Origin of the sequence: Sphingobium sp. JS3065 (assembly GCF_026427355.1) — a bacterium.
Lineage (GTDB): Bacteria > Pseudomonadota > Alphaproteobacteria > Sphingomonadales > Sphingomonadaceae > Sphingobium.
Genome location: NZ_CP102665.1, coordinates 625,442 through 638,501 on the forward strand (window position 1 = coordinate 625,442; position 13,060 = coordinate 638,501).

Sequence of the window (13,060 nt, forward strand, 5' to 3'; positions counted from 1 at the left end):
TAACCCGTAAACTCTAACCTTTGAACTCATCCTTGGCTGCGCGAACGCGGGCGAACGCCTCGGCTTCGCTCGCCGCATCCCGCGCGATCGCCAGCAGCGACGCACGCAAGAAGGGATTTGTGGCGCGCTCCTCCCCGATCGTGGTCGGCACCGTGGGCTCTCCCCTCGCGCGCATATCAGTCACCGTCGCGGCGCGCTCGATCACTGCATCGGACGGATCGACACTGCAGGCGAACTGCGCGTTGCCCAGCGTATATTCATGGGCACTGTAGACGCGCGTCTCTTCAGGCAGGCGAGACAGGCGATCGAGCGATGCCCACATCTGTTCTGCCGTTCCTTCAAACACACGTCCACACCCCATCGGGAACAGCGTGTCTCCCACGAACAGCATCGCGTCATCAGAAAGATGATAGACTATATGGCCCAGCGTATGGCCACCGCTGTCCATCACTCGAACAGCCGTTTCGCCCAGCACAAACTGGTCGCCGTCGGCAACGATCTCATCGACTGGATAATGGCCTTGAACCTCGGCCGGGCCGATCGCGCGCGCGCCGGTTGCCTCCATGAGCCGCGCATTGCCACCGGCGTGGTCCGGATGCCAATGTGTGTTGAGTATAAGGTCCAGTCCCCAGCCTAGCGCCTTCATCTCCGCCAGGATGCGGTCGGCGTCCGGCGTATCGACGCAAGCAACCATGCCACTGGCCCGATCCCGTAAAAGGAAGCCGTAATTATCGTCCAGACAAGGGAACTGATGGACGTCTACTGTCATGAATTCACCACCCTTTCAACCTTCTCTCCCTTGTCATAAGCAATGTGCAGCGCATTGGTGGAGCGCAGAATGATGTGCCGGGGACGGCCAAGGTCACTCTTTTCCTCTATCAGACGGATATTTTCGAACCGTTCGATAACCTTCGTCAGGGCGATCACAACCTCCGTGCGGGCAAGCAGGTTGCCGATGCAATAATGCGGGCCCCAGCCGAAGGAGAGATGCGCGTTCAGGTTGCGCCGTTCCAGATCTATGCGATTCGGATTGGGGAAGGCGCGCGGATCGCGGTTAGCCGCATCCATGCGAACGAGGATAGTGGAACCGGCGGTAATCGCCACACCGCCTAGCTCCGTGTCCTGCGTCGCGATACGCCACATGCCGGCAACGGGCGTGAACAGGCGCAAGATTTCCTCCACCGCTCGGGGGATCAGATTGGGGGATGCCTTTAATCTGGCCAGCATCTCCGGATCGCGCAGCAGCAGGCCCAGCCCACCGATGGTCGAATTACGAGCCGTTTCGTGGCCGGATACGGTGAGTTCGTGGATCAGGGTGCAGGCTTCATCTTCGGTCAGACGAAACCCGTCCTGTTCGACATGGACTATCTGCGAGGTCAGATCATCGCGCGGTTCGGCGCAGCGCGCCGCGGCAATAGCGCGGATGTAGTTCTGGAAATCCCGGATCAGGGTGGCGTAGCGAAAATCCTGCTGGGCCGACTGCGACTGGGAGATCCGCATGATCATGGCGTCGGACCAGACCGCCAGCTGGCTTACTATCTCGGGCTCATAGCCCATGATGCGCGCGATCATCACGGTCGGGAACGGGACCGCGATGTCGCGGATGAAATCGCATTCGCCCTGCTCGATGACCTGGTCGATCAGGTCATCCATTATGGCGCCCAGCTCGTCCTTGAGAGGCGTTACATTCTTCGCGTTAAAGATGGGGCCCAGCAAGTTCCGATACCGTTTGTGATCAGGCGCGTCGATGTTGAGCAGCAACGGAGGCAAGGTATAGCCGCCCGCCAGCACCTCCTCCGACTCCACATAATGGTCTTTGGCCGGATGCAGGACATGATGGAACTCGCTCGAAAAGAGCGTCGCCGTGTCGAATACATATTTGACCAGATCATAGCTGGTGACGACGAACACAGGATTCTCGTGCCCGTCCAGGCGAACGGGAAAAACCGGGCTGGCCTCATAAGTGTCTTCATAGAAGTCGAAAGGATCAGTCAGGCTCGCCTTGAACCTCTCGCCTAATGGAAATTCCATCTTCTCGTGAACCGTCGGCATCGCCAAATCCTAATCCGCCGCTGATCGGAAGGAGCGGCTAACATGGGACAATCCCAACATAGGTGAACAACGAAAATCAAACGGCGATATGCACTACCGCGCCGCCTGCCAATTCCGGGACGGTCAAACAGCCCTTCAGAATACCCTTCCGCTGTCGCGCCCCTGTTCTTGATTTATGGGACGAACGTCCGTACCGTCTTTGAGGCATTGCGTCAAGATTGCAGGTTGCAGATTATGTCCTGTGACTGGCCCCTGCCGTCTGTTGAGAAACACTAACTGTAAGGCTATTATGACAAGCGCCGTGAAAAAGTCGTCCGCCGCCAAGGTGAGGACCCGTCTTCTGGACGCAGCGGAGACGCTTTTCGCAGAGCATGGCTTCAGTGGCGTGTCGGTACGCGACATCGTGGCGTTGGCGGGCCTCCGCATCAGTTCTCTGACCTATCATTTCGAATCGAAGCGGGAGCTCTTCGCGCAGGTTATTGAGCGGCGCGCGGATCATTATATCCAGTCGGAACAGTCGTCGCTGATCAACGCCATCAACTCGTCGGCAGGCCACCCGACCGCAGCCGAACTGGTGCGGAGTTATCTTGAACCCAGCTTTCGCCTCAGCAGTTCATCAGGCGACGGATGGCGCAATTATATCGAACTGGCGATCCGATCGCTCAATGCCCGCAATAACGATGATGTGCTCGATCCGCTCTGGAAGAATATGGTCACGACACAGAATATCCTCGTCGAATCCTTCGCGATGATCTATCCCGATGCCGAGCCCGAGGATCTTCATTGGGCCGTGCATTTCATCTCGGCTACCACAATGCACGTGCTGCTCCAGGTCGGCCTCGTGGACCGCCAGTCGGCAGGGTTGTGCAAGTCCAGCGATATGGACCGGATCCTGGAAAAAATGGTCCCCTTCCTGGCCGCTGGCTTCGACGCACTGGTCGGCAAGAAAGAGGCGGTGGCTCATGCCGCCGCGCCAGACGGGAAGGCAGACTAGCGAGCGAGGTCAACCGCCATCCAACAAGGTCGGATCGGCGAGCCGCATGCCGATGTACCGAACGAAATATGCCGCGTCCGCTCCGTTGATCGCTCGATGATCGTAGCTGAGCGAAAGCGGCATCATATCGCGCCACATAAGTTCGCCGTCGGGACCACGCGCCGGCACGGGCCGAGTGCGGGTAACGCCCAGTATCGCCACGTCGGGAGCGTTGACGATCGGCGTGAAGCTGGTGCCGCCGATATGGCCGAGTGAACTCAAGCTTATGCAACTCCCTGACATTTCCTGCATGTTCAGGCCCTTCGTCCGCGCCTTGTCGGCCAGCGCCTTGAGTTCATCAGCGATTTCAGACAGGCTTTTCCTGTCCACATCGCGAATGACCGGCACGACCAGCCCCGCAGGCGTATCGACCGCAATGCCGACATGATAGTAGGATTTGCGGATCAACGTCTGGTTCTGGGTATTGATCGACACGTTGAACTGCGGAAATTCGGCAAGCGCCTGAGCCAGAACTTTCGCCAGAATGGCGACGGGCGTCAACTTGCTGTCCGGATGCGCAGCGTTCCAGGATTTACGGCGATGCTCCACATCCGTCACATCGACGTCATCATGATAGGTGACATGCGGAATAGTGACCCAATTACGGCCGAGAAACTTGCCGGTCAGGGCCTGCATCCGGGGGAGTTTTTCGGCCTTTACTTCGCCGAACTCGGAAAAATCGACGTCGGGCCAAGGCGCTAGGCTGCTGATCAGCGTCGGGATGTCGCTCACGTTTGTAGCTCTTTCTTCAAGGTTCAACTGTCTGGAGGCGTGGCCGCACAATCACTTCCTGGGCCGTAATCGCGATCAGCCGCCCTGTTCGATCGAAAATGCGGCCCTGCGCCAATCCGGTACCCCCTGAAGCCACCGGACTGTCGGCTTCATATAGAAGCCATTCGTCGACCCGGGCATCGGCGTAAAACCACATCGTATGGTCGATACTGGCAAAGAAAAGCTTGCGATCCGGCGCCGGAGCACAGTGCGGCACCAGCATCACCCGCGCGAACCAGTAATCTGATAGATAGGCTAACAGGCAGCGATGAACATGCGCGTCGCGAATGGAGGCGGCGCTTGCCAACCGAAACCAGAAACTCTGCCGGGCTTCCCCCGGCATGTATCGGAGATGATCGCGCGAAAAAATCCGCACATCAACAGGTGAGCCCAACAGCAGAAAGTCGCCAAATTCGTTCAGAAGTCCGGGCTCGTCACGATGGATGTCCAGAAGCGACGGCAAATCGTCTGGCTGCGGGATGTTACGCGGTGCGCCAGCCTGATGGAAATATCCCTCCGCCTCGCGGCGGAACAGGCAAGTGAGTTCAAAAATCGGCCGGCCATTCTGACTTGCGATCACACGCCGGGATCCGGACTGAGCGCTGTCGCGGAGCCGATCCACTTCAAAATCGACGGCGATTTCCCCCACCCCTCCCCTGAGGAAGTAAGCGTGCATCGAATGGAGTTGCCCTGCGGGATCAGTGCGGCCTGCGGCAGCCACGGCTTGCGCGAGCAGTTGTCCACCGAAAAGCACATTCTGAAAATTGGGCTGATTGTACCGGGAACGAAATCGGTCCGGCCCTATGCGATCAAGATCCAGGAGCGAAGGGACATGATTTCCCCAGTCCTCCAGCGGAGCTTCGTCGAGCCGGCCAATCCGCAATTCCATGTTCACCAATCAACGTTATTAATTAGCATATGATATGCATGCTATATATCATATGGTCGAGGCGCAAGATTTTTATATAGGCTCTCGAATCCAAGGCGGTCCATGCGACCAAATGCCAGATGTTGATGCATATCATAAGCAATCGATCTATTGATTTACATCCGGTGGCGGCCCAAGATGCGCAAGGACCGGTCAGAGAATCGGCTACAAAAAGATGGAGGATTCCGTATGCCCGATCTTTTCACAGGTAAGGTCGCCGTGGTTACCGGCGGCAGCGCCGGTATCGGGCGCGCCGCTGCCCACCTGTTCGCCAAGCACGACGCCCGCGTGATCGTGTCGGATATCAGCGAGGCCGCGGGCGAAGCTGTGGCCGACGAAATCCGTGGTGCGGGAGGCGAAGCCCGCTTCGTACGTTGCGATGTCAGCGACCGCGCTTCCGTCGCGGCGTTGATCGCAGCCGTCGTCGCTACCTATGACCGCCTTGACTGCGCCTTCAACAATGCGGGCGTGTGCCTGGACGAAGGCGAGGATTGGAATGACGACGTGTTCGATCGCACGTTCGAGATCAATGTGAAGGGGGTGATGTCCTGCATGAAGGCGCAGATCCCCCACATGTTGAACAATGGTGGCGGAACGATAGTCAACACCGCATCTACCAACGGCATCGTTTCATCCGGCATGCCTTCTCTGCCCGCATATACCGGGAGCAAGCACGCCGTCATCGGACTTACCAAGACCGCGGCGCTGACTTATGCGCGGCGGGGAATCCGGGTGAACGCACTTTGCCCGGGCGTGACCTTCACGCCCATGGTCGAACAGGTCGCTGCGCTCGGTCCTGCGGTCAAGGAAACGCTGGACAACTACTCGCCCATGGGTCGCATGGCTCGACCGGAGGAAATGGCTGAGGCCGCGATCTGGCTCTGTTCCGACAAGTCCAGCTTCGTCAACGGCCACGCACTGGTGGTCGATGGAGGTGCGGTCATTCAGTGACGCGGCCAATCGCAAGCATCATCGCAAGGGAGAGGACATGGTTAGTTTCAAGGAAAAGCTGCGCCGGTTGATCGATCGGCAGGAAATCATGGACTGCCTGACCCGTTATTGCCGTGGCGTCGATCGGCTGGACAAGGACCTCCTGCTGTCCGCCTATCATGCCGATGCACAGGATGACCACGGCGTCTTCGTTGGAAAGGCGGCGGACTTCTGGGACTGGGTTCATGAAGCCCATAGCATCGGCCAAAAGCGGACGATGCACACGATCATGAACCATATGTGCGAGATTGACGGCGATGTTGCCCATGGCGAGACCTATTGCGTCTATTATGGCCATAATGCGGATGACAGTTTCGACATAACCGGTTGTCGCTATATCGACCGTTTCGAGCGTCGCGATGGCGTATGGCGCATCGCCGATCGCATCTGCGTGATCGAATGGTTCCGCGACCTGTCATCCCGGCCCGACGCCAACCCCTTCTATCTCGAAGCCATGGCGGAAATGATGCACAACGCACCCAACCGTCGCGACAATCACGATGTTTCCTATATGCGACCACTGCGGCAGCTGCGCGAGCCACGCAGGTTGAATGCGTCCGCTCCCTTTCCCACGGAGTCATGATGAAAAGCTATCATCTCAAAAAACTGGGCGGCCTCGATGGCCTGTCATGCCAGGATGCGGAAGGCAAAGCGATCGGATCGAATGAGGTGCGGGTGCGCATGCGCGCCGCCTCTCTCAATTATCGCGATCTTCTTATACTCCTGGACATGGTCCCTGGCGGTGGCACGATTGCCGACGTGGTTCCCCTGTCGGATGGGGCAGGCGAGGTTCTCGAAGTCGGCTCGGACGTGCGTGACATCGCTATTGGCGACCGCGTCGTCGCGGTTATGCTTCCCCGTTGGGTTGATGGCCCACCCGTACAAGCCTATCTGACTGATGCATTGGGCGGGTCGTTGCACGGAACGCTTCGGCAAGAGGCGATATTGAGCGGCGATGGCGTGCTGCGCCTGCCCGATCATCTCTCCTTCGAAGAAGGGGCGGCCCTTGGCTGCGCCAGCGTCACCGCCTGGTCCTCATTGGTCGGGGGTCGCGGGCTCCTGCCGGGTCAGACTGTGCTGGTGCAGGGCACGGGCGGCGTATCGCTGTTCGCGCTGCAATATGCCAAAGCCGCGGGCGCGACCGTGATCGCAACCACATCTTCCGCGGCCAAGGCCGAACAATTGCGCGCGCTCGGCGCCGATGCGGTGGTCAATTATGTCGAACAGCCCGAATGGGCCGGCGCCGTCCGCGCTCTTACCGGCGGAACCGGGGTGGATCGCGTGGTGGAGGTCGGCGGCCCTGGCACGATACAGCAGACCATCGCCGCCAGCGCGATCGGCGGCCATATCTCCATCGTAGGTTTCAGCGGCGGGGCGGATGGCGTGTTCAGCCCCCTTGCGCTGCTGGGCAACGGACTGACGTTGGAGGGCATTGTCGTCGGCAGCCGCCGGAACTTCGTCGACTCCCTGCGAGCAATGGACAGCGCGAAATTGAGGCCGGTACTCGATGAGGTCTTCGCCTTCGATCGTGCGGCCGACGCCTATCGGCACATGCTGGAGCGCAAGCATGTCGGAAAAGTGATCGTGCGGATCGATTGAGCCGCTTCGACGGCTCCCGGCAGGCAACCGCTCGCGATACCCGCCGTCGGAACGGGTCAACACCAGGCCATGACAAGGAAACCAATCCCATGAACAATGTTGCTGACGAACTGGCGCTTCGCAAGTTGCTCGCGATCTACAGCGATGCCTGCTGGCGTAAGGACGGCGATAGCTTTGCCAGCGCCTGGGCTGAAGACGGCGAATGGCTGCTTGTCGGGCAAAAGCTGGTGGGCAAGGCGATGATTCTCGGCTTCTGGGAACAGTTCATGCAGAATTTCACCAGCACTTGGCAGGTGCAGCATACGATGATCCTTGAACTGGACGGCGACCTTGGGCGCGGCCGGATTTATGTCGATGAACATGTCGTGCTTCCCAATGGCGGCGGGATGTTCAATAGGGGCATCTACCATGACGACTATGCGAAAGTGGATGGTCGGTGGCTATTCAAGCGCCGGCACTTCGACCTCGTCCACAAATCCATGCTAGCCGACGCGGGGACAGCTTATTCGACCCTGCCCTACGGCCCTGCGCCGGTTGACCCGGATCGCAACCGTCCCGCCACTCCTCCACTCGAACAAGTGCTGCCCTGACCATAGGATAAGAGGACTGATCCAATTTCATGGCATGGACGATAAGACGAGCGAACGTGGGGCGCCCTGGGCGCTGGTCGACTCTCCGCCCTTGCCTGACGATCATGCTGTGCTAGAAGAAATAATAAGCATGAGTATTATTCCAGGATCGATCAGGTGAATGAAGCCGCCGCATTGATGATGAGCATCGCCCGGAAAGCGCCGGAGCGCCTGCTCGATGTTCCCGTGCCCGAACTCATCGCATCGGCCGGCATGCTGCGTGACGAGGGTCACAGATCGCACATCAGCTATTCACGCAAAGTCTTTATTCCGCTCACCAGATTGTGTCGGGACGTCTGCCATTATTGCACCTTCGCCCAGCCTCCGCGCAAAGGCCATCGCGCGTTCCTTACACCCGCCGAGGTGCTGGATATCGCACGCGCAGGCGCGGCGGCGGGGTGCCATGAAGCGCTGTTCACTCTCGGCGACAAACCCGAACTGCGTTATCGCGTCGCACGTGAGGAGTTGGCCGCGCTCGGGCACGGCACAACATTGTCCTATCTTACCGCCATGTGCCGACTGGTTCTGGAGGAAACCGGGCTGCTGCCGCACGCCAACCCTGGATTGATGACGGCAGAGGAGATCGCTGCTCTGCGCGAAGTCACCGTGTCGCAGGGCATCATGCTGGAATCGAGCGCCGAGCGGTTATGCCAACGGGGCGGCCCGCATCATGGATCGCCCGACAAGATACCGGCACGGCGGCTCAAGACGATTGCACTTGCAGGCGAGCAGGCCGTTCCGTTCACCACGGGCATTCTCATCGGCATCGGTGAAACGCGCGCCGAGCGGCTCGACTCCCTGCTTGCCATCCGTGAATTGCATGACCGCCATGGTCACATCCAGGAAATCATCGTCCAGAATTTCCGATCGAAGCCGGGAACGCGGATGATGGCGGCGGCCGAGCCGGACATCGACGACCTTAAATGGACGATCGCGCTGGCTCGCATCCTGTTCGGACCGGCGATGAACATCCAGGCTCCGCCCAATCTTACCGAGCATTTCGGTTCGCTGGTGGAAGCGGGCCTCAATGACTGGGGCGGCGTCTCCCCGGTCACGCCGGACCATGTCAATCCTGAAGCGGCATGGCCGCAGATCGCCGTGCTGGCGCGCGAAACGGAAAAGGCCGGAAAGCAACTGGTCCAGCGGCTGGCTGTCTATCCTCCCTATGCCCTGGAAGCCGGGCATTGGCAGGCGCCGGCCGTCCGCCCTGCCTTGTTGCGCGCGATGGATAGCGGAGGGCTGGCGCGCGATCATAACTGGTCGCCCGGCGTCACCTTGGTCCAGCCACCTCGCCGGGCGCCTGCATTGGGGTTGCTGGATCCACGGATCGGCCGAGGCATCGCTCTTGCAGCGCGGAACGAACCGCTTGACGCAATGATGATCGAGACGCTGTTTGGCGCACGCGGTGTCGATCTGGAAGCGATCTGCGAGGCCGCCGATGGAATCCGCAGCGAGAGATCGGGCGACGTCGTGCGTTATGTCGTGAACCGCAACATCAACTACACCAATGTCTGCAGCTTCAAGTGCGGCTTCTGCGCGTTTTCCAAAGGCAAGACGTCGGAGGCGCTGCGCGGAGCGCCCTATGACCTGGCTTTGGACGAAATCAGCCGCCGGACGGTCGAGGCGTGGGAACGCGGCGCAAGCGAAGTGTGCATGCAGGGCGGCATCCATCCCGCCTATAATGGCGACACCTACCGCACGCTCTGCCGCACGGTAAAGCAGGCAGAGCCTGAAATGCACATCCATGCTTTCTCCCCGTTGGAGATCGCGCATGGAGCTTCATCGCTTGGCCTGTCGATAGGCGATTATCTGGCCAGTCTGAAGGAGGCGGGCCTTGGCACGCTGCCGGGCACGGCCGCCGAGGTGCTCGATGACGAGGTACGAGCGGTCATTTGCCCGGACAAGCTGACGACGGCTCAATGGCTCGACATCGTCGGCACGGCGCATGAAGTGGGGCTGCGGACGACATCCACGATCATGTTCGGTCATGTGGACAGGCCGCGCCATTGGGCACGGCACCTGATCGTGCTGCGCGACTTGCAGGCGCGCACCGGCGGCATCACGGAATTCGTTCCCCTGCCCTTTGTCCATATGGAAGCTCCCATCTATCTCAAGGGTCGCGCGCGGCGCGGGCCGACCTGGCGCGAAACGCTGCTGATGCATGCGGTCGCTCGGCTGGCGCTCAACCCGCTTATCACGAACATACAGGCGAGTTGGGTCAAGATTGGCCCGGCAGGGGTCGGCGCGCTGCTCAACGCGGGTGTCAACGATCTTGGCGGCACGCTGATGAATGAGAGCATTTCGCGCGCGGCCGGGACAGGCCATGGCCAGGAGATGCCGCCCGAGGCGATGGAGCAGCTGATCCGCGCACATGGCCGCATACCGATCCAGAGGACAACGCTTTACCGCGATGCGGATCCGACTCAACGCGCCCGGTCTTACGCAGCGCAAGCCTTGTCGCAGGTCGTGCAGACGCCCGTCGCTCGCCGATGGCCCGCCACCGCCGCCTGAACATCATTTTCCGAAGGACGAACTCATGACCAAGACCAGCAATCCCATAACCATCGCCGTCCTGGGGGGCACAGGTCATGAAGGCGGCGGACTCGCACTGCGTTGGGCGCGGGCCGGTCATCGCGTCATCATCGGTTCGCGCGATGGTGGGCGCGCCGCCACGCACGCCGCCGACCTGACAGCGACCGCCGGAACGACCATTGAAGGCATGGGCAATCGCGAAGCCGCCGCCGCCGCGCAGATCGTGGTGCTGGCTGTTCCTTTCAGCGCGCAAATGGCGACCGCACTGGGCGTGGGCGACGAACTGATCGGCAAGATCCTGATCGACGTGACGGTGCCGCTGGTGCCCCCCAAGGTCGGACGGGTGCAGTTGCCCGGCGGGGGATCAGCCGTCGTTCTCCTTCAGGAAAAGCTGGGCGAAGCGGTCAAGGTTGTCGCAGCCTTCCAGAATATTTCCGCCCACCAACTCGCGGATCTGGATCGCGAGATCGATTGCGACGTTCTGGTGAGCGGTGATGACGAGGCCGCGCGGCAAATCGTCGTCGGATTGGCGGAGGACGGCGGGATGCTAGCCTGGCATGCCGGCCCGCTCGCCAATTCGGCCGCCGCCGAGGCGCTGACTTCGGTTCTCATCTCGATCAATCGCCGGTATAAGATCGCCACGGGTTCGGGTATCCGGATCACCGGTGCGAGAAGCGCGTGAACAGGCAGTCTGCCATGTAGTAGCGAAGGCGGCGTATTCCGCGGCCTGCGGCTATCGCCTGCCCTCTCTGAGGCCTGAGCCTCAGAAAGCTGGAGCATGATCCGATCAGACTTAATCGGATCATGCTCTATTTGATTTATCGTCTGTTTTTCATATCTTTCGCGTAGCGACACGCATGCCGATCAGCTATTCGCTGGTTAATCGGCAGGCGGCGAAGTCCGGGAGGCGCCGTCAGGACGCCTCCCGGAATTAAATTCTAACCTGCATTGAGCGCCGCTTGCTTGGCGGCCGCGCCTTCGGCGATCTTGCGATCGATCAGGGCGTTCCAGTGCTGGATGATCATTTCCTGATACGCGCCCAGTTGCGAATGCGTACGCCTGGGATCGGCCGCCTGAAGGCCCTGCTGCACGCGCGGCATGTTCGCCATGTCCTGATCGAACACATAGGCTAGGAAACCGAAGGCCGGCATATGTTCCTTCAAGCTCGCGTCATTGCCGAGATGGACCATGGGGGACGGTGCCGGCCGCGGCTTGCTCTCGTCATAGGGCAGAAGCATGTGCACTTCGTAATAGGATTTTTGCGGATCGGTTTCGTGCGGTGTGAAGCGGTACACGAAGGGCAGAGACTCGGAGAGCCAGAACGCGTAATTGGGGAACACGAAATAAAGGATGGCGTCGAGCATGACCGCGTCGGGCGCCTTGCAATCGACCCCATAGAACTGCTTCTGCACTTCGCGATGCCATGCCGCAGCCTGCTGGCGCAGATCCTTGGACGTATCGAAATCCGGCAGCTTCGCGCCGGGATAATGCCACTGCTCCATGATCTGAGCGTAGACATTTACCGCCTCCAGCGGGGTTGCCGAGGCATCCGCATGCATGCTGGGAACGGCCGAAGGCGTCACCTGCCGCCCGATTGCGCCGTGCGGTAAATCCCAAACGTCATATTGGGACTGGCTGTCGCCATTATAGGGCACTGCTTCGGGATGCGTCTCGATCACATGATAGGATTCGTGGAACGCCTCCTGCACGATCTTCCAGTTGGCGTCGACCAGCCTGCGGAAGCGCGCGGCGGTGTATCGCTTTGTATAGTCAAATTCAGCAAAATGTTCGATGACGGGGCCAAGCGCCTCTTCCAGCGGAGCGGCATCCGGATCGGCATTAATGAAGATGAAGCCGCCCCAACGGCCGATATTCGCTTCGCGCAGACGGCCGTTCTTGGCAGTGACCGCTTTGAAGTCCCAATGGCTGGGAATATATTTGAGCGACCCGTCAAGCTTCCATTCCCACGCATGGTAGGGGCATTTGATCGTGTCTCCCGACGCGTGATCGTCGCAAAGCCGCGTTCCGCGATGTATGCAGGAATTGAAATAGGCCTTGAATTCGTTTTCGGCTGTGCGGACAATCAGGAACGAACGGTTGCCCAGCGGGAAGGCCAGACGATCGCCGACATTGGGCAGATCCTCGTCCCGGCAAGCGAACTGCCACGTCTTCATGAAGACGTTTTCGAATTCCTCCGCAGCGAAGCCGGCATCATAATAGCGTTTGAAATCGACCTGCTGGTTTTCGGGATCGTGGTTGCCGACCGCAAGCATCGCGGCATTCTTCTCGACCGCGTCGCGATCCCACAATATTTGCGTTACCGGCCGTTCTTCGTTGCCATAACCACGCTGCAGATCCTGGCGTCTGGAAACCACTCTCATAACCTCTCTCCTTTATTACTGAGTCGACGCGCCGACCTTCGACTGGCACTTCTGCCCCCGAATATCTACTGGCCGCAGCTTGGTCTGCCCTCGGCAGGAAATATGATCCGCAAGCACACCGGATACAATAGGACAAACGTCCTAA

Annotated in this window: 12 protein-coding genes; 7 read left to right on the forward strand and 5 right to left on the reverse strand. The window is 59.8% G+C overall.

What is annotated here, in order from left to right; all coding sequences use genetic code 11:
* Positions 1-13: 13 nt before the first annotated feature.
* Together gloB and NUH86_RS20220 are read right to left on the reverse strand one after the other, a co-directional pair.
* Entirely contained in the window at positions 14-769 is a 756-nt protein-coding gene (gloB, locus tag NUH86_RS20215; RefSeq protein ID WP_267252294.1) for a hydroxyacylglutathione hydrolase, read from the reverse strand.
* Positions 766-2,052, reverse strand: a complete 1,287-nt coding sequence (locus tag NUH86_RS20220; RefSeq protein ID WP_267252295.1) for a cytochrome P450 — start codon at positions 2,050-2,052, stop codon at positions 766-768. The genes gloB and NUH86_RS20220 overlap by 4 nt, the downstream gene beginning before the upstream one ends.
* A gap of 301 nt (positions 2,053-2,353) precedes the next feature.
* Here NUH86_RS20220 and NUH86_RS20225 point away from each other — a divergent pair, with 301 nt between their 5' ends.
* Complete coding sequence (locus NUH86_RS20225; protein WP_267252296.1) at positions 2,354-3,046, forward strand: TetR/AcrR family transcriptional regulator; 693 nt, start codon at positions 2,354-2,356, stop codon at positions 3,044-3,046.
* A gap of 9 nt (positions 3,047-3,055) precedes the next feature.
* Here the strand turns inward: NUH86_RS20225 and NUH86_RS20230 are convergent, their stop codons facing one another.
* Both NUH86_RS20230 and NUH86_RS20235 read right to left on the reverse strand, forming a co-directional pair.
* Positions 3,056-3,817, reverse strand: a complete 762-nt coding sequence (locus NUH86_RS20230) for a 2-oxo acid dehydrogenase subunit E2 (protein ID WP_267252297.1) — start codon at positions 3,815-3,817, stop codon at positions 3,056-3,058.
* Between the two features lie 16 nt (positions 3,818-3,833).
* A complete protein-coding gene (locus tag NUH86_RS20235) occupies positions 3,834-4,745 on the reverse strand; it encodes an acyl-CoA thioesterase (RefSeq protein WP_267252298.1) in 912 nt (303 codons plus the stop codon).
* A gap of 228 nt (positions 4,746-4,973) precedes the next feature.
* Between NUH86_RS20235 and NUH86_RS20240 the strand changes: the two genes are divergently transcribed.
* The 6 genes from NUH86_RS20240 to npdG all read left to right on the forward strand — a co-directional run bounded on the left by NUH86_RS20240 (position 4,974) and on the right by npdG (position 11,216).
* Positions 4,974-5,735, forward strand: coding sequence for a glucose 1-dehydrogenase (locus tag NUH86_RS20240; RefSeq protein ID WP_267252299.1), 762 nt, complete (start codon positions 4,974-4,976; stop codon positions 5,733-5,735).
* Positions 5,736-5,772: 37 nt separating this feature from the next.
* Entirely contained in the window at positions 5,773-6,357 is a 585-nt protein-coding gene (locus tag NUH86_RS20245; protein ID WP_267252300.1) for a nuclear transport factor 2 family protein, read from the forward strand.
* Positions 6,354-7,373: a zinc-dependent alcohol dehydrogenase family protein gene (locus tag NUH86_RS20250; RefSeq protein ID WP_267252301.1), complete on the forward strand. Its 1,020-nt coding sequence runs from the start codon at positions 6,354-6,356 to the stop codon at positions 7,371-7,373. The genes NUH86_RS20245 and NUH86_RS20250 overlap by 4 nt, the downstream gene beginning before the upstream one ends.
* Positions 7,370-7,963: a nuclear transport factor 2 family protein gene (locus NUH86_RS20255; protein WP_267252302.1), complete on the forward strand. Its 594-nt coding sequence runs from the start codon at positions 7,370-7,372 to the stop codon at positions 7,961-7,963. The genes NUH86_RS20250 and NUH86_RS20255 overlap by 4 nt, the downstream gene beginning before the upstream one ends.
* Positions 7,964-8,140: 177 nt before the next feature.
* Positions 8,141-10,513 carry a 5-amino-6-(D-ribitylamino)uracil--L-tyrosine 4-hydroxyphenyl transferase CofH gene (cofH, locus tag NUH86_RS20260; protein ID WP_416365388.1) on the forward strand — a complete coding sequence of 791 codons (2,373 nt, stop codon included), beginning with the start codon at positions 8,141-8,143 and terminating at the stop codon, positions 10,511-10,513.
* A gap of 25 nt (positions 10,514-10,538) precedes the next feature.
* Complete coding sequence (gene npdG, locus NUH86_RS20265; RefSeq protein WP_267252303.1) at positions 10,539-11,216, forward strand: NADPH-dependent F420 reductase; 678 nt, start codon at positions 10,539-10,541, stop codon at positions 11,214-11,216.
* A gap of 256 nt (positions 11,217-11,472) precedes the next feature.
* Here npdG and NUH86_RS20270 read toward each other — a convergent pair whose 3' ends face one another.
* Positions 11,473-12,915, reverse strand: a complete 1,443-nt coding sequence (locus NUH86_RS20270; protein ID WP_267252304.1) for an aromatic ring-hydroxylating oxygenase subunit alpha — start codon at positions 12,913-12,915, stop codon at positions 11,473-11,475.
* Between the last annotated feature and the right edge of the window lie 145 nt (positions 12,916-13,060).

Coding starts and splice junctions, on each gene's coding strand:
- cofH (WP_416365388.1), top strand. CDS start 8,141: ATGATGAGCATCGCCCGGAAAGCGCCGGAGCGCCTGCTCGATGTTCCC.
- npdG (WP_267252303.1), top strand. CDS start 10,539: ATGACCAAGACCAGCAATCCCATAACCATCGCCGTCCTGGGGGGCACA.
- gloB (WP_267252294.1), bottom strand. CDS start 769: ATGACAGTAGACGTCCATCAGTTCCCTTGTCTGGACGATAATTACGGC.
- NUH86_RS20235 (WP_267252298.1), bottom strand. CDS start 4,745: ATGGAATTGCGGATTGGCCGGCTCGACGAAGCTCCGCTGGAGGACTGG.
- NUH86_RS20250 (WP_267252301.1), top strand. CDS start 6,354: ATGATGAAAAGCTATCATCTCAAAAAACTGGGCGGCCTCGATGGCCTG.
- NUH86_RS20220 (WP_267252295.1), bottom strand. CDS start 2,052: ATGCCGACGGTTCACGAGAAGATGGAATTTCCATTAGGCGAGAGGTTC.
- NUH86_RS20245 (WP_267252300.1), top strand. CDS start 5,773: ATGGTTAGTTTCAAGGAAAAGCTGCGCCGGTTGATCGATCGGCAGGAA.
- NUH86_RS20270 (WP_267252304.1), bottom strand. CDS start 12,915: ATGAGAGTGGTTTCCAGACGCCAGGATCTGCAGCGTGGTTATGGCAAC.
- NUH86_RS20240 (WP_267252299.1), top strand. CDS start 4,974: ATGCCCGATCTTTTCACAGGTAAGGTCGCCGTGGTTACCGGCGGCAGC.